Origin of the sequence: Microcoleus vaginatus FACHB-2002 (genome assembly GCF_040004035.1) — a bacterium.
Lineage (GTDB): Bacteria > Cyanobacteriota > Cyanobacteriia > Cyanobacteriales > Microcoleaceae > Microcoleus > Microcoleus vaginatus_C.
Genome location: NZ_JAMPLN010000003.1, coordinates 221,998 through 239,048 on the forward strand (window position 1 = coordinate 221,998; position 17,051 = coordinate 239,048).

The following is a 17,051-nucleotide window of genomic DNA, read 5'->3' on the forward strand; positions in this document are numbered from 1 at the left end:
GAGGATAAAAATACACGGTCAAACCAAAAACGTTTTTTTTAGAAAAATGGTGAGTAAAATAAGATAATTGGGAGTTAAAGCAAGAACAGTAAAGGGAGAGAGTTGGTATTCAGGAGTATAAAACTTAAAGTTTCTAAAAAACCAGGAACTTTTTTATGTATAAACAAAAAATAAAATCCTCTCAAATGAGCCGCAAAAGTATTACCAAGTAAGCACTTTGGATATTGCCGATGAAGGATTAGTGACTCATCTCAAATAATTTAGGTTTATAAAATTGTTGAGGAAAATAATTTAAAAAGAAGACTCTAGACATTCTATTTTATATCTGCCAGCTCCGTCCAAGCTTAAAGAGAAAAGTCGAAGTTAATTTATCACAATTCACGATGTTCATTGGGGAATTGAAACCTTTCATAGAGCGCTCAAACAAGTAGGTGGAATTTGTAGTTTTATGGTGAGAGACACCATGCTATCAAGACTTACATATTTTGCTCACTTCACGCATTTATCAAATTGGAGTTAATGCGCTCTAAAAAGATAATTAGCAATTGGTATGAAGTCCAAAAGAATCTGTTCACTTTAGTTGTCCGTAAGCATATTTTGGCGAACCTTAGCAGTGATGGCATGATCCAGTATAGATAATGTTTTTTGTCAATGCGTAAGTCCTAATGCTAGCGTGTATGGTCGTATGAAGTAGGACGCTCTGGCTTCCACGATCACAACCCAATGCTTTGGCTACGGAAATGGTCGGTTCGGACATCCGGAACAGGATCGTGCAATCTCTCTAAGAGAGGCCACTATCCTTCAGACTTTTCCCAAAAACTACCGCTTCCTAACTCCTGGCGAGCGTGTCTCTTTCAGCAAACTGGGTCGTTTAATCGGAAACGCAGTTCCTGTCCAAATTGGCGAGGTGCTAGCGCAGAGCCTACTCGCTTATCTACAGAAGTACCATAAGCAGCTAAAGTAAAAATACAAGATTAAAGGTTAAAACAACCTTTAATCTTGCATTTTTACTTTCACTATTTTTTATTCCTCGATCGGCTTAGGCTTCTTAACCGGCTTAGGAAGAGGTTCCTTCGGGACAGGCGGTGGTGCTGCTGCTGCGGACTTGATGGTAGGACGCCCTACAGGAGCACCGTCACCGCTGGGCCTAGGAGTAAACGGACGCTTCCCTCCTCCTTTGAAGCCACCGGGCGGCTTGCTGCCAGGGGGGAATTTCCGCTTTTTAATCGGCAGCGCCCCAATATTATTAGCCTGCTCAATCATCAGACTGTCAGCTTTCAATTTGACGTGGAAATCCCAAAAAAACCCAATCGCCTTTGTTCCTAAATCTCCCTTGAGTTTTAGCTTAAAAAACTTCATCTTGTCGTCATTCTTGCGGGGAGCTTGCTTGATTTTGACGATGACATACTTTTCTTGGTCTTGGGATTGATAAATCACCTCACCTCTAATCGAAAAATAGCCATCTTCAACATCAGGTTCCGAGGGAGGCAAAGATGCGGTCGATGCTTCGCCGCTAGCCTCAATCTCCGCTGCTTCCTGATTTTCCTCATCAGAAGACGGTTCGGGAGGTTTCTTGAGCGTTTCCGGCTCCCAAACCCCCATAATCTGGGCGTGCAAGTTGCCGTCTTCTTGCCTGGTGCGGGGATAGACCACCCACAAGTGTTCTTGTTCCAGCTCCAGGTGATTTTTGACTAAACTCATGACTCTACCCAGCAAAACTGCGTCGATGGCAGTTCCGTCGGCAGCTATCAGCATACCCCGCGTGAATTGCTCTTCTGATGGCGTGTAGCGGCCCCGCACCAAACCAACAGCTCGGTACTGTCTGGGTTCGCTGGGGGGGGGAATGGGATGTTGGCGCATGACGGAGGGTATGTCCTCAGCGGCCTGACTTTCGTTAGCGGCAGGGTCGGCGTTTGCCGGCGGTGCGACTGCTACGGCTGGAGTATCGCTGACAGGTGTCGAAGACGCAGCAGACGCCGGGGGAGCAGGAGCATTGCTGGGCTGGTCTTGTGGCTTTGTTGTGTCCTTGTCGAGGGCAGAACTGTAGCGTGGTCGTTGCAGCCTATCCTTGGACGCTGGGGCGTCTGGTGGCGTTGCCGGTTGATTTTCGTCAACAGGTGCAGCCAACGCCGAAGGCACCGAACTTTCGTCTGGTGTCTCAGGAATGGAATCTGTATCTTTAGGCGGATTGACGGCCTGTTCGCTGGGCTGAGCCTTGCGAGTTGAAGTAGATTTGGACGATTTGGAAGACCGGTTGGGAGAGGGGTTCATAAAAACTCCTTGCAGCGGAGACACATCCCTTAAGGGAAATTAGGAATAAACTGAAGAAACTGCTTTAAAAACTACTAGCACCTGACTTGGGGCTTGCGCCCGGCGGTCTGGTTGTGACCCGTCAACGCCAACTTTCAACGCTACGAGTGCCGATCGGTTCGCTGGCTGCTAAAATCCTTGCTTGCAAGGACTTTGGCAGTTGCTGACCGATCGATCCTGCGATCGCGCTGAGTTTGGAGTTGCTGGCTAATAGCATTTAGGATATTCAGCTTGCCTATTTTACTTAATCCAATTACCTAACGGCCTGATCCGCCATATTTTCGGTAATTTTTAGCTTGACCAGACTAAATTGGACAGACACCGCAGTCCTTGGGGCTGCGGGTCTGAGTGTCCAAAATTGTTTAGCTAGCATGGAGTTGTGGGTCTGTTACCATATTAGCTGCAAGTAAAAGGCTGCTTTGTCCGTTGGGACTTTGAAGTTAAGAACTTTTATGGTTGCATGGATCTAGTTAAATGGCAGACGCCCCCGGGCAATGCGTTAATTCTTAGAAAATAGTAGATTTTAAGCTGGGATAGTTGAATTATGGAAAAAGCAAATAAGCGTCGTGGGTTGATTACTGTGGTGGTGGTGCTGTCGCTCATCGCTTTTTTGGGATTTTCTCTGGTTCCCATTTTGGACAGTATTCTCAAGGCCAGCCAAGCCCAAAGTACGTCAACTCCAACGCCTACTCAGACGGCCCAGTCTGGGGAGAAGCAATCAGAGTTGCTGCAAGCTCAGGCTAGGGGATACGAGTTGGTTTTGCAGCGGGAACCTGACAACGTAACGGCTTTGCGGGGATTGTTGCAGGTGCGACTGGAGTTGATCAGCCAAGGAGTGGGCGATATTAAGGATGCGATCGCTCCTTTGGAAAAGTTGGCTGCGCTGAATCCTGAGACTACTGAATACGGGATTTTGCTGGCTCAGGCTAAGGAACGCACGGGCGATCGCGAAGGGGCTGCTCAAGCTTACAGGTCAATTTTAGCGTCTAAGCCAGGGGAAATTAAGGCTTTGCAGGGGTTGGTGAATTTGCTGCTGGTGCAGCAGCGGCCGGAAGCTGCGATCGGATTGCTGCAAGATACGCTGAAGGCGGCTCCGGCTGCAAATCTGGCGAAACCGGAAAGTGTTGATGTAACTTCAGTGCAGTTGATTTTGGGACAGGTTTATGCTGTGCAGAAGCGCTACGAGGAAGCGATCGCAATTTACGACGAATCTGCTAAGGCTAATCCCAAAGATTTTCGCCCCACTTTAGGAAAGGCGATCGTGCTGAAGGAACAGGGCAAAACAGATGAGGCAAAAACGCTGTTCGATCGAGCTACTGAGTTAGCTCCTCCTAACTATAAAGACCAAATTAATCAGTTAGCTAGTGGCACTCCTTCGCCTTCTCCTGCGGCTACGACGACTCCCGAACCGGCTGCTTCTCCTAGTCCTGAAGGTGCGCTACCGAAACCTTAAGGAAAGTTTTAAGTTTTGAGTTATAAGTTAAAAAGTTTAAAATTCAACACTTAATACTTCTAACTCAAAACTCTTCGCCAATTACCAATTACAAGCAGCAGCGGCATCCTGACGGAAAATTTTGGTTCTCCCTAAAAGATAAGCTGTTAGACGACTATGCTGCAACCCAGTTTTAGTATAATGAGTGCAAAATTTTAACTTCATCCTCACCTAGAAGAACGCAGTCGCTCAATAGCTGCAAAAACTGCTCGATCAATTCGCGCTCCCCGGCGCTGGAACCCCAGCTCTGGCAGCATTTCTTTCAAAATTTCCTCATCGGTACGCAGACAACCATCTGATAAGATCCAACGAATTAGCGACATCAGTTCAGCCTGAGTATAATCGTCAATTTTGGATCGTTTTGGAACATTGGGTCGCGTTCCCCGCAATGCTGTAGGAGAGTTTATTTCTGGAGTGAGTGATTGGGATGTAAAAGGTTGGGCAGTTTGTGGAACTGGCTTGGTCGGTTTATTCTTCTGTGCATCTACCTGGTTAGCATACTTAACAGCAGCTTCGTAAGCATCCACAGCGCGTTGTATCTCCTTGTCCCGCCGCATGAACCAGTCAGTTGACCAAATACGGTGAAAGCGCCAGCCGAGTGCTTCCAGTTGTTGCTGTCGCAGTCGATCGCGATCGCGTGCGGTTCCTAGAGAATGGTAACTGGCCCCATCACACTCAATTGCCAGCACAAATCGCCCAGCCTGCTGCGGATGTTGCGCCACCATATCAATTCGATAACTCGAAACTCCCCACTGAGGCAGAAGCGAGATGCCCTTGCCTGTTAGTGCATCATAGATATCCTTTTCAAAGGGATTGAGTGGCACGCCAGACTGTTCGGTTTCGCCAAGAATCTTGCCCTCACTCGCTGCATACTGAATGTAAAGTCGCAACAGTTCCACACCTCGCGATGACGATCGATTCGGGTCCATATCGTGGTGGTCAAATGACGAAACCAGAGTCATACGCTGCCTTGCCCGCGTAACTGCAACATTGAGACGGCGTTCCCCTCCCTTGGTCAGCAACGGGCCAAATCGATACATCAGCCTGCCCGAACGGTCTTTGCCATAGCCTACAGACAACAGGATTGCATCCCGCTCATCCCCTTGAACCCGTTCGAGGTTTTTGACAAAAAAGCGTTCCGGACGACCCTCGTCAAAGAAAGCTGCTAATTCAGGACGTTCCCCAAGTGCTGCATCGAGGGCTGCTTCAATGCGCTGTGCGTGTTTGATGCCCATTGTAATTACGCCAAGCGTTTCGTTAGGTTGTTCAGTGGCGTGTTGGATCACTAACTCAACTACTCGCTGGACTTCCCTGGAAGCGCTTTCTTCCTGACCCTCCTGACCGGGAATACACGACACAAGAACGTGAGAAATAGATGGTGAACCACCAGAACTGGGAAATGTAATCAGGCGATCGTTGTAAATGTGGCGGTTGGAGAAGGCAATTAACGCTTCATCTCGACTTCGATAGTGCCACAAAAGCTCCCAGGTTTCCAGGAAAGAGGACATCAAATCGAGCAGACTCTCCAACCCTTCAACGGGGGATGGAGATTCGGCTTCCTCTTCCTCATCCAGACCCCCTGCAAAAAATGTTGTCGGTGGGAGTTGGTATTTATCCCCGGCGACAACTGCCCTTTCCGCCCGCAGTAATGCCGGAACTGCATCCTCTGGCAATACCTGACTGGCTTCATCGAAAATGACAACATCGAAATAACGACGGTCAGCGTCGAGTAACTGGCTCACTGAGAGGGGACTAGCCATCCAGCAGGGACTAATGCTGGTTAAAACATCGGGAGCTTCTGCCAAAAGCTTACGCAGTGGCAGATGTCGGGCTTTTTTAGCGGCTTCGCGCCGTACCAACGCTTCCTGTTCTGGATAGGCATTCATTGCAGCGATCACACGTTCCGCATGGGCGCGTCGGACTCGATTGGAAGAGATCTTCACTCTTTCCTGGTCTAGGGCGCGAAATTCTTCAATCAACTGTTCATGAGTTTCTCTATTGAAGACTGTTAAGGCTGAATCTTGGGCACGCGCCTGGTCGAGACAGGAGGCAAACCAGGCATACTTGAATTGCTTCGACCATAGGGAGGGATCAGATTTTAGCCGCCTGAATTCCGCAATAATTGACGACGCACCACAATGTTCAATTTCGCGCTCAATTTCCTTAAGACGCGCCACCAGTAGCGGTATGTTGAGGTCTGCTGCCAGCTCATTAAAAAGTTCTTTTAAATTTTGGAGCGGTAACTGACTTAGATTACCCTGCCCCAAATCGGGTTGAATACGATTTAGGTCTGTAAGGAGCACTTTCAGGTTGTCTCGTGCTGCACTCAAAGACGTGACTTGGCACGGAACTGAAGCCGAACGCGACAGCCATCGCCAACGACTCAACTGTTCGGATGCTTTGGTTACTTCCTGAAATAATTGCCCATTTGAGGTTTCTCCAGCTTTTCGTAGTTTCTTAAGAGTAGATATTGCCTTTTTGAAGTTGCTATCAAAGAGCCATGCCAAGTTCTCTGCGATGAAACCGTTTCTTAATGGTGACAGCGCATTGACTTGCTTTTCTAAGTCTTGTTTAAAAATATCTTCCGAATAGAGAAAGAGGGTTTTTTCAACATCTTCGATGAGTGTTATTAGCTGCTCGGCTTCGTTAAGGTTAGTAGGTGGCTCTAGCTTGGTAGTAAAAATGAGCGTTTCTAGGCACTCATAAAATGCTGGTAAACGATCTCTAGCAATCTTCCGCACTACATCAGATGCCAGCAACGCAGCGTTTCCCGACAATAACTTGACTTTCATCCAAGGGGAGGGATGGTCGCCAAGAAAGAGACTGGTTAATTCTCCACTACTTATTTCTGCCAGGAGTTGCTCTACAGTGTCAGCCTTTTCTGCACTGAGTCGATTAAGTTCGACACCGCGAAAGCGGATATTGATCCGCTCCGATTCAGAAAATTGCAACAAAAGCTCAGCCTGAATCTCGTAGATACTCTTATCTGATGGTTTGCGCTTATCGTGCAGCCGTGCTACATGGTCATTGAGCCGCTTCCTTTGATCGACAAAGCGTTGGTGGAGATTGCCGGTGTCTGCTGGGGAAATATTGCGTACCAGTGTCAAGCTTTCTGCTACTTGCTGTAATACCTCTCGCCGCGAGATAGCTGCACCGTGTAGATCAAGCAATAAATGCCCTAGTCCTTTTTGCTCTAATCGAGTTTTCACCACTTCCAAAGCGGCACGCTTTTCAGCAACAAACAGGATGCGCTGTCCTGATGCGGCTAAGGTGGCAATCAGATTAGCAATTGTCTGGCTTTTTCCTGTACCGGGAGGGCCTTGAATGACTCCATTTCCCCCTGCCAGAACTGCATGAATCACTTGCTGCTGACTTGAGTCGGCATCGAAGACGAGAAATTCCTTGTCGGGTGAGATGCGATCGAGTTCTCTAACCTCAATGTTTTGATTCGTACCCCGGACATTTTGACGGGCCCTCATGTCCCCAGCGATCGCGGAAATCATATCATTGGCTACCATCTCACTCAAGCGATCGCGCAGGTCTCTCACCATCGCCATCTTTTGGAAAGAAAAATTACTGAGGACTGCCCGTGTTTGAATCTCAAAGCCTTTTACTTCAGAGGCAGCTTTGGTTAACTCAGAATAAACAGCTTCTAGGTCTGGACTGTCGTCTTCCCCTAGGCTTTCTGCCTCCCCTAGCAGATGTTCTGGCGTGACTTGGCATCCATATTCTGTCTCTAGTACGTGCAACAGTACGGGGTTGACCTGGACTTCGCCGCTACGTTTTAGTTTGATTGCGCCACGCGCATCTACATGAATTGGCACCAGAAGGACAGCAGCTTCTGGCGGGCGACCTCCATCAGTTGGAGTCCAAGTTGCCATTCCCAAAGCGAGGAAAAGCGTTTCTAGCCCCTTTTCTTCTAAGTTGGCAAGTGCGCGGCGGCGGATTCCCTGTACCTGTGCTGAGGCTTTCAGTTCTTCAGCCTGCGGTAGCAGACGAATTAACGGAACTGTGTTGCCAGTCAGCAACTCTTTCAATGCCTTGGAGTTACAGTCTGAGAAATCAAGTGTCCCCCTCTTAAGTTCGCGATAGTATAGCAGGTTGTTGCGCCGTGACAGATCGATTAGGCGTCGAATCCAACCCTCCCGTACTCGCTCCACAGCAGCATAGCGCTCGCGCTTGGCCCCATCCTTAACAAAGTTGCTCATACCAACACTCTTTTCCCACAGCATATCCCTTGAAGACTCTCAACGCTTGTCTAATATCTGCGAGAGCGATATTACTGTTACTGCCTCTTGAGTCTGATGCAAAGCTTCTCAATCCTTATTTTTCCATACTTTACAAGTCTTACTGCTGGGCCGCCACTCGGATTTCTTGATTAAAGAATCTAGAATCTATAGTTGATACAAATGGTGGGCAATGCCCACCTACAAATTAATACTTCCTCTCCTGCGGCTCAAACATCGTAATCGCCACCGGCATATAAGCCAAATCAATCCCCGCAGGCGAATAATACGCCATTGTATGCTTCAAGAAATTCCCATCATCGCGCTCAGTAAAATCTTCCCGCGAATGAGCTCCCCGACTTTCCTGCCGGTTCAAAGCAGAAGTTAAAATCATTTTTCCGACAATTATCAAACTCCGCAACTCCAAAGCTTCCACAATTTCCGTATTCCACAACTTGCCTTTATCGTCTAAGTAAACCTCCTCATATTGTCGCTCTAAATCCGCCAATTTCTTTAAACCTTCCTGCATCAATTCGGCGCTACGAAATACGCCACAATACTCAGTCATAGTATCTTGATACTTCTGCCGGATTTGATTGATGCGGTATTTTCCGGGACGTTCTAAAAGTGCCTGAATTTGCTCTTTTGCTTCCGTAATATAACGCTGTTCGTCTACTGCAGGCAACTTGCGATTTTGTACAAATTGTGCTATGGTTGCGCCAGTAACTTTACCGTAAACAACGCATTCCAACAGCGAATTGCTGCCCAAACGGTTAGCGCCGTGAACCGACACGCAAGCTGCTTCCCCCGCTGCAAAGAAACCGTCTACTAAACTGTCAGGACTGCTGCGAACTTGCCCGCTAACATTAGTAGGAATTCCCCCCATTGAATAGTGAACAGTAGGGCGGACGGGCATCGGCTGATTTACGGCATCAATTCCTAACAAACGGTGGGCTTCTTCCCAAGCAAAAGGAATTTTGCTCATGATTTTTTCGCGTCCCATGTGCCGCAAATCCAGGTAGATAAAGGGGCCGCCGGCACTACCATCAACATTAATTCCTCGACCGGCGCGAATTTCTATGGAAATTGACCGCGAGGTGATATCTCTGGGCGCTAATTCCATCCGCGACGGGGCATAATTGGCCATAAATCGATCGCCCTCTGAATTAATCAAATAAGCGCCTTCGCCCCGCACAGCCTCGGAAATCAACACTCCCACAGGATACAAACCAGTCGGGTGAAACTGTACGAATTCCATATCTTCCAGCGGCAATCCAGCTAAAGCCGTCATCGCCAAACCGTCTCCCGTCGAGGCGTAATCGTTCGACGTGGTATTGTAAACTCGACCGTAACCCCCCGTAGCAAACATCACCGCCTTAGCACGGACAACCTCAATTTGACCGTCTAGAAGGCGGTACATAACTACCCCCTTGGCTTGGCCTTCTTCCAAAATCAGGCGGGTGACATACCACTCCTGATAGATGTGAACTCCGTAACGGCGCAGATTGTTGACTAATTCGTGGAGGATGGCGTGACCGGTTTTGTCGGCGGCGTAGCAGGTACGGCGGTGGGAATGTCCGCCGAAAGCGCGCTGGGCAATTCTGCCGTCTGGGAGGCGGGAGAAGAGGACTCCCATGTGTTCTAAATCTATGACTACACCGGGGGCTTCGCGGGTGAGGATTTCTACCGCGTCTTGGTCGGCTAAGTAGTCTGAACCTTTTACTGTGTCGAAGGCGTGGGCTTTCCAACTGTCATCGGGATCGACATTTTGGAGGCTGGAGGCCATGCCACCTTGGGCTGCGACGGAGTGCGATCGAATCGGGTGAGTTTTGGCGACGACAGCTACCTTTAAACTGGGGTCAGTCCGAGCAATTTCTACTGCGGCGCGGCAACCTGCTAAACCGCCGCCTACAATGATTACGTCGTGTTCTAGCATTTTTTTGAATTATTTTGAGTGTTCGGCTCAACTTATGGTGACGCAAAGAAAAACTTCCTACCAAAAGAGCAGGAAGTTTTTTAACTTTTGATTTGAATGGAAAATCAAAAGTTAAATTAAAATCTCAAATTGGACTAGCCGGCGCTTTCGGCAGGATTCTGAAGCGACTGATTTCCCGTTGCAGAAGGTTGAGGTTCCGTACCGGGTTCTACAGCAAGCACTTCAATGTTATTTAGCAGAGTTGTAACGAAAGCAAACAGCAAGAAGGGCAGAGACAGCACTAAAATCAAGCCGACGGTTGCCAAGGCGAAGATTTGGCGGGCGCTACTCCACAAGGCGAGTGCCGACGCTAGACTTAGGAAGATGACTATCAGCCAAACAATGATTTGACCGTAAATGTCGCCAAAGGTGAGGGTACATTTAAGGCGATAGTTTTGGATATTATTCATTTTGCTCCTGGCGAGATTGCTATTAAGACTTGTGCAAAAATACTTTGACAGTGCGTCAATCCCCACTGTAGATTTATCAGTTTAGCTACCCTAGCTTGGTTTGGGGGCTATTTTAAGCATTTTTACAGAAGTCGCAACAAGACTTTATAAATTGTTGCTTTCCCTCAATATAGCAACCGCCCGTGTTAGGACACAAGGCGTAAGACATCTGCGATCGCATGGAGTAAGTAATCAAACTCATCTAGCTGTTTACGAATTCGACTTTTGGGCGAAGATCGGCATTGTTCCATCCAAGTTCAAATCAAATGAATCAACTTAACTTTTCTCTTTTGGCGACAGTTAGAGTTCGATATCAGTTGCCACAACCTTCTTTAGTTTTTGTGCCATCTGGCATTGTGACATCACAGAGGTTATTTTTACTCATTTCCGCACCGCTGAGGTCTGCCCCCATTAAGTTAGCTCTACTCATGTTGATATCTACCAATCTGGCTGATTTTAAAATAGCATTTGTTAGGTTAGCATCAACAAGTTTGGACTTCACAAGATCGGCATTACTGAGGTTTGCCTTAATTAAAGTTGCTCCTTCCAGGTTGGTCAGCCTTAGAGAAGCCTTCGTTAGATCGGCTCCCGTTAATTGAGCCATTTCCAAGTTAGCATAACTAAGGCTAGCATTAGTTAAAATGGCATTATTCAAATTAGCTCTATATAAATTAGCATCATTCAGCCTAGCGTTAGTTAAAATGGCATTATTCAAATTAGCTCTATATAAATTAGCGCGATTTAACGTAGCCTTGTTAAGATTGGCGTTTCTCAAGTTAGCACCGCTGAGATAGGCAGGAGAAATATAGATTATGTTCCCCGCACGATAACGGTCAGGACTCAGATCTGCCTCGTTAAGGTTTGCATCTGCGAGATTTGCACCTATAAGCGATACTCCCTTGAGATCGGCCTTAGTTAAGTTAGCTTTTTTCAGGTTGGCATAAGTCAGTCTAGTTCGAGTTGTTTTATTACACTTTAAAATAGCTCCAGATAAGTTGGTATTTTCTAAGTTAGCGCCCGTCATATCGTTGCCTTTAAGATTGGTATCTGTCAAGTCAGCACCGCTCAGGTTAATTCCTTTCATGTTGACATCTCCTAAGTCAGCAGATCTGACATTAGCACCGCTAAGATTAGCATTGACAAGATTAGCTTTGTACAAATATACATTTTCTAAGTTAGCTCCTGCCAAATTAGCCCCCTCCAGACTCGCACCTTTTAATTTAGCGTTTGCTAAATCGCAACCTTTGCACTGTTTTGTTTCTAACAGTTGCTTGATGTGTTCCGGGTTCGCGGCCTGAGCTGGGTTTGTCAAAGTCAGGGAAGCCACAAGTAGAGCAGTAGCTACTGGCAACCAAGCTAGAAAGCTTCCTGTTTGGTCTTGTCGCTTTAGCCATAGGGCAATAATTTTTAAGCAATCGAGCTTGATTGCTGGAATGACTTTCTGGGGTAGATCGTAGCTGTAGGGTTTTGCCATGAGTGGTGCGATCGCTCTGCAACAAACAAGATCGTTCTTAGTTTACACCACAATTGTCTGAGGAGTTGCTATACCAAAGAAGCTGGGTTTTTTCGATCGGTATTCAAGGAGCGAATGCAATTTTTATTGAAAAAACTCAGTGTCTGACTATCCCATGCGTCCTGAACTATAAAGCCCAGGTAGATGGGAAAGTCTACTTTTTGAGGGAGCCCGGACTTGGTAAAGTAATGTTAAGCTGCGTGGGAATGGAATCAACCTTTATAGCGTCGCACCTGTCTTTTCGCCCATGTCTTCAGAGAGCAAATTGCTGATTTCGCGCTGTTTCCTGGCCGGTTTGGGAACGCAGACGTTTGTGTTCCGCGAAGACCGGATTCCCCAAGAGAGTCCGGTGCTGGTGGTGAGCAATCACCGCAGTTTCTTAGATCCTGTGCTGCTGACGGCGGCTTTGGGTCGATCGATCCGCTTTGCTTGTCATCATTACATGGGTCAAGTTCCGCTGATGAGGGAAGTTGTCACGACTTTCGGCGCTTTCCCCTTGGAAGCACCGGAGCACCGACAGCAGCATTTTTTCTCTCAAGCGACAGCGCTGCTGCAAAGCGGGGAGATGGTGGGGGTGTTTCCAGAGGGTGCAGAACCGATGGTGAAGCTGACTGGACCCAATACTGTGGGGAAGTTTCAGCGAGGATTTGCTCATTTGGCTTTGCGGGCTCCGGTGCGGGATTTGGCGGTTTTGCCGGTGGCGATTAGTTCTTTTGAGGAACACTCGGTAAGATCGGGTGTACCGCTCAAGTTGTTGAGTTTTTTTGATCCTTCGGAACCGCTGTTCGATCGCTCTGGGTGGCATCCTGTGATAATTTATCAGCGAGTTAATGTTTTAATCGGCCAGCCTTACTGGATTACTGCCGAGAGACAGCAGCAATATCAAGGCAAAAAAGCCAAAGCAGTTGTGGCTGAACTCACAGACCACTGTCAGGGAGAAATTGCAGAATTACTCCAACGAGGTTGTTTGTAAGTTTGTAAGTTTGTTGACTGTTGGCTGTTGACTGTTGACTGTGGGCTGGTGTCAGATTTCCAATCTAAAATCTAAAATCTAAAATCTAAAATCGATTGACTTGAATCATGGCAAATGCTAACAACAAGGTTCGTTTCCTAACCCCCAAACCGCCGAAACCAGAGCGCCCTTTATTTGTATTTCTGCCCGGTATGGATGGCAGTGGTTTGCTGCTGAGGCCCCAAATTGCTAAATTAGCAAATCATTTCGACATTCGCTGCTTAACTGTACCGGCTGACGACATGGCTAGTTGGGAGGTACTGGTTAGCGAAACAATAGCCTTAATTGAAGCAGAAAAGCAAGCCGGAAAGCCGAAGCGGCCGGTTTATCTGTGCGGCGAGTCATTTGGGGGCTGTTTAGCGATGAAAACTGTTTTAGAAGCTCCTAAATTGTGCGATCGATTAATATTAGTCAATCCAGCTTCTTCGTTTCGACAGCAGCCTTGGGTGCAGTGGGGCTCGTACCTGACTCAGTGGCTGCCAGCCAACCTTTATCCGCTGTCGGTAATAGGTTTATTGCCGATATTAGCATCACTAGGAAAGATTGGGCGCGACGATCGCCGCGCTTTGCTAGAAGCGATGCAAGCGGTACCGCAAAACACGTCTGTGTGGAGATTGGCGTTAGTGCGATCGTTTAATGTTGACGAAAATCAGTTGCGCGGCATCAAACAGCCGACGCTAGTAATTGCTAGCGGTGCCGATAGGCTGCTGCCTTCTCTAGTAGAAGCGAAGCTTTTAGTCAAGGTAATTCCCAAAGCTGAAATGGTGCTGCTGGCTAACAGCGGTCATGCTTGTTTGTTAGAAACAGATGTTAACCTTTACGGGATTATGCAAGCTCGCAATTTTTTGACAAAATCCGAAGAAAATCGGTCATTAGTCAGCAGTCAATAGTCAATAGTCATTTGGCATGGGGCATTGGGCATTGGGCATCTCCGAAAAACCATCTTATTGGCATCAGCAATTACCAATTATATTATGTCCGGTCAATCGATTACGGCTACAGTGCGAGCTTCTAGCTCGCGAGCGAGACGCTCGCACTGGACAATAATTATCAGGATTACCCAGACATGATGTTATCAATTACCAATGCCCAATTCCAGATTCGCAATTCCCAATTCCCAATTCCCAATTCCCAATTAACTAATTAAGATTTAGCCATTTTTGAGCGTTAAGCCGCTGGACGACGCCAAACACCATGAGGTCTAGTGTCACCTTGCGCTCATCTATCAAAAAAGGCTCTAAAGTGCTAGTTTTGGTATTATTTTCAGCGCAGGAAAACGCCCTTTGACTTTGAATATTTTCTTGAGGAAAATACAGGTTAAATTGGCGCTGACCTTCTTGAAATTTACCAATTACCTGCCAGCAATCGCCGGCGGAACTCATGCCGGCAATGGGGAGTTTTTGCTTTGCCAAACTCACCTCTAAATCCTTAACGCCCTGCTTAGTCAAAGCAGTTTGCAAAGCGGGCAAATAATCTTGTTGAATAAATTCCGCAAAGGGCTTGTCTTCAACAGCAGGTGCTTTTTCCTTTTTAGCTTTAGCTGGGGGCTTGTCGCCTTCGGCCTTGGCTGCGGGCTTTTTAGCAGCCGGCTCAGGCTTGTCAGTGCTGGGCAAGTCGGTTGTCTCGGCTGTGTCGGAACTCGGGGGGTTCTCGATCGCAGCACTGGGAGTTTCCGATTCGCCAGCGGTAGGATTTTTCGGTTCTTTCTTGGCTGCGGGTTTTTTAGCAGTCGGCTGAGGCTTGTCAGTGCTGGGAAAGTCGCTTGTATCAGGTTCGTCGGAACTCGGGGCGTTCTCGATCGAAGCACTGGGAGTTTCCGATTCTCCAGCGGTAGGGTTTTGCGGTTCTTCTGGCATTAAGGCTTCCTTTTAAAAGTGATCGGTAAAAGGAGTTGTGAGTGCAGGTGGGGGCGATCGACTTTTTTGATCGCCGAAAGTTTTTATCGAAAACCAACCTGAGAAAATTGCGATTCAAAAAAATTTGAACTCAACACACTCAGGGCGATCGCCCCCAAACATCACAACTCCTTTGGTTATTCTAAATCTCAGCGACAGCTCGTTCAATCAAACGGCGGGCGAGAGTTTGAACACCCGTGTGTTCGTAGTAGTTGGTAGTCATATCCAGGAATGCGCCCACGTAGTCCACCTTGTCGGCAGAAATGTCTACAAAATTCTGCAAGTGGCCGAGTACGTTTTGGGGAGTCAAACCTCGATCGCTCACAAAAGAGCTCATCCAGCCAGAAACCGAGTTAAAGCTTTCGCCAATAAAGCCGAGTTGGCCTGCAGGAGATCCCCCAGGAATCATGCTGCCGATCGCATTAAATGACGGATTGGATTGCAAATCGCTGGGGGAGAGCCTCTGAATCCAAGACTGAGTTGCCATGATAAAGTCTGGGCCCAAAGGAATCAAACCGTCAAAACAAACCAAAGCAGCCATCCGCATCAGGGATTCGCCGCCGTAGTCGCCCAAGGATGCGGCAAAATCGCCGATGCTGTCGCCGGGGATGCCATTGATTTGGCAAAACGCGAGCAACTCAGTGACTAACTTCAGAGAAAGGTCGATCGTTTGAGCTTTTTCCGGCTTGGGAGTGATATTGCCCAGCATGGACAAAAACGGCACATTTTGGGCGACTTTGTTAGCGAGGGCGGCAGTGCCCAAAGCCTTGTCGGCGTTGTCAATAGTTTGGTAGAGCCAGAGAGCGCGCTGGTAGCCCTCAGATTTATCGTTGTAGAGGTAGATGGCGCGCTCGCCAATTTGCTGAATCAGTTCTTCGTCTGTTTCGCCAGTAACGGTGCGAATGGTATTTTCAAAGCCAACTAAATTGTTCCACTCACCAGGAACCACAAAGTCAAGCGCTCGCAGGGCTTTGACAGTCATGTTGTCTTTAGGCAGTGTATCGACTAATTCAAAGACTGTTTTGCTCACAAAAAACTCCTTTTGCTGGAACGAAAATCAAAGGTATTACTTTTGGCAGATGGCAAGAACTTCACAGTCTCATGCTGGCAGACTTAGTTCTAATAGCGCCAGACTATAGTCGGGCGCGGAGTGTGACAAGAGACATTGCTACTTGACGCGGGCGAGGCCACTGAGGTTAAATTTTGACAGCCAAGCTTCGCGATCGCTCGCGGTAAAAGAGGAAGTGCGGGATTGAACTTTTACCTGATAGCGATTTGCCACTAAAACAGCGGTAGCATTAGCACCCTGATTAACGGCGGGATAGCCACTGATTTGCTTGGTACTTTGCTTAAATTTTGCACCTGCGTTGGGGTTGCCGGCGATGTCGTTAATCGAGAGCATCGCAACATTTTTTCCGTCTTTGTTCAGCTTAGCTTCCGCAAAACCGGATTTTTCTTGAGCAAAAACGCGATCGAATCCACCGCCAGAAGCCGGGAAGTATTTATTTAACTTACCGCCTGCAACTGCCTTATTGGGCAGGTTTTGATTACTAGCACTTGATTTATCAGCAGTTGTCTGCTTGGCTTTACCAGGTTTTTGGGTGCTTTCCTGCTGAGCTTTGTCCCAGCGTGATGGGGCTTGGGTTTGACCGCAGGCGGTCACTAACAGCAGTACCGAGATCAGGAATGGAGCTAAGATGCGGCGTGCGGGGAAAAATTGCATCGCTGTCTCCTCATTAGTAGGTTTCCATAACAATTGTGGCTTAGAATTTGGCAATTTGTGTGCTCTGAGCGGATGATTTGTCTTCTTTGCAAAAAAATCCTCTGTCTGCCGACAGAGGATTTTTTTGCAATTACGAGTTTTGAAGGAAGAAAACTGAAAGATTGCTCCACAGATAAATTCTGGGGATGGGGGTAAAGAAACTAAGTTTTCTGATAGCCAGCAATCTCAAAACAATTTTTGCTGATTTTCCCTAGATTTATCTAGAAATTTCAGAGCAATTGTTCGTCAATCATCTTACTTCGGCTTTCCAACTTAGGTCCTACTTTAGGGGTAAGGATCAGGCGTCGCTTTCAATGTAGATAAACAACAAACCCATTACCACAACCGGCATCAGCCAGGTAATTAGCGGAATCAAAATCCAAGGCAAGAAAGAAGCAGCGTAGGAACCTGTCATAT

General features: G+C 47.5%; 14 protein-coding genes. 4 read left to right on the plus strand and 10 right to left on the minus strand.

The annotated features are described in order from the left end of the window. The first annotated feature begins 712 nt into the window (after positions 1-712). Positions 713-964 carry a DNA cytosine methyltransferase gene (locus NDI35_RS03965; protein ID WP_445311651.1) on the plus strand — a complete coding sequence of 84 codons (252 nt, stop codon included), beginning with the start codon at positions 713-715 and terminating at the stop codon, positions 962-964. A gap of 59 nt (positions 965-1,023) precedes the next feature. Here the strand turns inward: NDI35_RS03965 and patR are convergent, their stop codons facing one another. Both patR and NDI35_RS03975 read right to left on the minus strand, forming a co-directional pair. Continuing rightward, positions 1,024-2,271, minus strand: coding sequence for a heterocyst master regulator PatR (gene patR / locus NDI35_RS03970; RefSeq protein WP_445311577.1), 1,248 nt, complete (start codon positions 2,269-2,271; stop codon positions 1,024-1,026). A 121-nt stretch (positions 2,272-2,392) separates the two neighbouring features. Further along, a complete protein-coding gene (locus NDI35_RS03975) occupies positions 2,393-2,527 on the minus strand; it encodes a hypothetical protein (RefSeq protein WP_445311578.1) in 135 nt (44 codons plus the stop codon). A 327-nt stretch (positions 2,528-2,854) separates the two neighbouring features. Here NDI35_RS03975 and NDI35_RS03980 point away from each other — a divergent pair, with 327 nt between their 5' ends. Further along, positions 2,855-3,763, plus strand: a complete 909-nt coding sequence (locus NDI35_RS03980) for a tetratricopeptide repeat protein (RefSeq protein ID WP_445311579.1) — start codon at positions 2,855-2,857, stop codon at positions 3,761-3,763. Positions 3,764-3,969: 206 nt separating this feature from the next. Here NDI35_RS03980 and NDI35_RS03985 read toward each other — a convergent pair whose 3' ends face one another. From NDI35_RS03985 to NDI35_RS04000, 4 genes are all read right to left on the minus strand, one after another. After that, complete coding sequence (locus NDI35_RS03985) at positions 3,970-8,010, minus strand: PDDEXK-like endonuclease domain-containing protein (protein ID WP_445311580.1); 4,041 nt, start codon at positions 8,008-8,010, stop codon at positions 3,970-3,972. A 226-nt stretch (positions 8,011-8,236) separates the two neighbouring features. Then, entirely contained in the window at positions 8,237-9,964 is a 1,728-nt protein-coding gene (locus NDI35_RS03990; protein ID WP_445311581.1) for a succinate dehydrogenase/fumarate reductase flavoprotein subunit, read from the minus strand. Between the two features lie 134 nt (positions 9,965-10,098). Beyond that, a complete protein-coding gene (locus NDI35_RS03995; RefSeq protein ID WP_006633212.1) occupies positions 10,099-10,413 on the minus strand; it encodes a hypothetical protein in 315 nt (104 codons plus the stop codon). A 352-nt stretch (positions 10,414-10,765) separates the two neighbouring features. Beyond that, a complete protein-coding gene (locus tag NDI35_RS04000; RefSeq protein WP_445311582.1) occupies positions 10,766-11,926 on the minus strand; it encodes a pentapeptide repeat-containing protein in 1,161 nt (386 codons plus the stop codon). A 286-nt stretch (positions 11,927-12,212) separates the two neighbouring features. Here NDI35_RS04000 and NDI35_RS04005 point away from each other — a divergent pair, with 286 nt between their 5' ends. Continuing rightward, positions 12,213-12,938, plus strand: a complete 726-nt coding sequence (locus NDI35_RS04005) for a lysophospholipid acyltransferase family protein (protein ID WP_445311583.1) — start codon at positions 12,213-12,215, stop codon at positions 12,936-12,938. A 107-nt stretch (positions 12,939-13,045) separates the two neighbouring features. Further along, a complete protein-coding gene (locus NDI35_RS04010) occupies positions 13,046-13,867 on the plus strand; it encodes an alpha/beta fold hydrolase (protein ID WP_445311584.1) in 822 nt (273 codons plus the stop codon). Positions 13,868-14,116: 249 nt separating this feature from the next. Here NDI35_RS04010 and NDI35_RS04015 read toward each other — a convergent pair whose 3' ends face one another. The 4 genes from NDI35_RS04015 to NDI35_RS04030 form a co-directional block, all read right to left on the minus strand. Beyond that, on the minus strand, positions 14,117-14,833 hold the full coding sequence (locus tag NDI35_RS04015; protein ID WP_445311585.1) for a DUF2996 domain-containing protein: 717 nt from the start codon (positions 14,831-14,833) through the stop codon (positions 14,117-14,119). Positions 14,834-15,014: 181 nt separating this feature from the next. Further along, complete coding sequence (locus tag NDI35_RS04020) at positions 15,015-15,902, minus strand: hypothetical protein (protein WP_445311586.1); 888 nt, start codon at positions 15,900-15,902, stop codon at positions 15,015-15,017. Positions 15,903-16,040: 138 nt separating this feature from the next. Beyond that, positions 16,041-16,595: a hypothetical protein gene (locus NDI35_RS04025; protein ID WP_445311587.1), complete on the minus strand. Its 555-nt coding sequence runs from the start codon at positions 16,593-16,595 to the stop codon at positions 16,041-16,043. Positions 16,596-16,932: 337 nt separating this feature from the next. Next, positions 16,933-17,049, minus strand: coding sequence for a photosystem I reaction center subunit VIII (locus NDI35_RS04030; RefSeq protein WP_293127047.1), 117 nt, complete (start codon positions 17,047-17,049; stop codon positions 16,933-16,935). Positions 17,050-17,051: the final 2 nt, after the last annotated feature.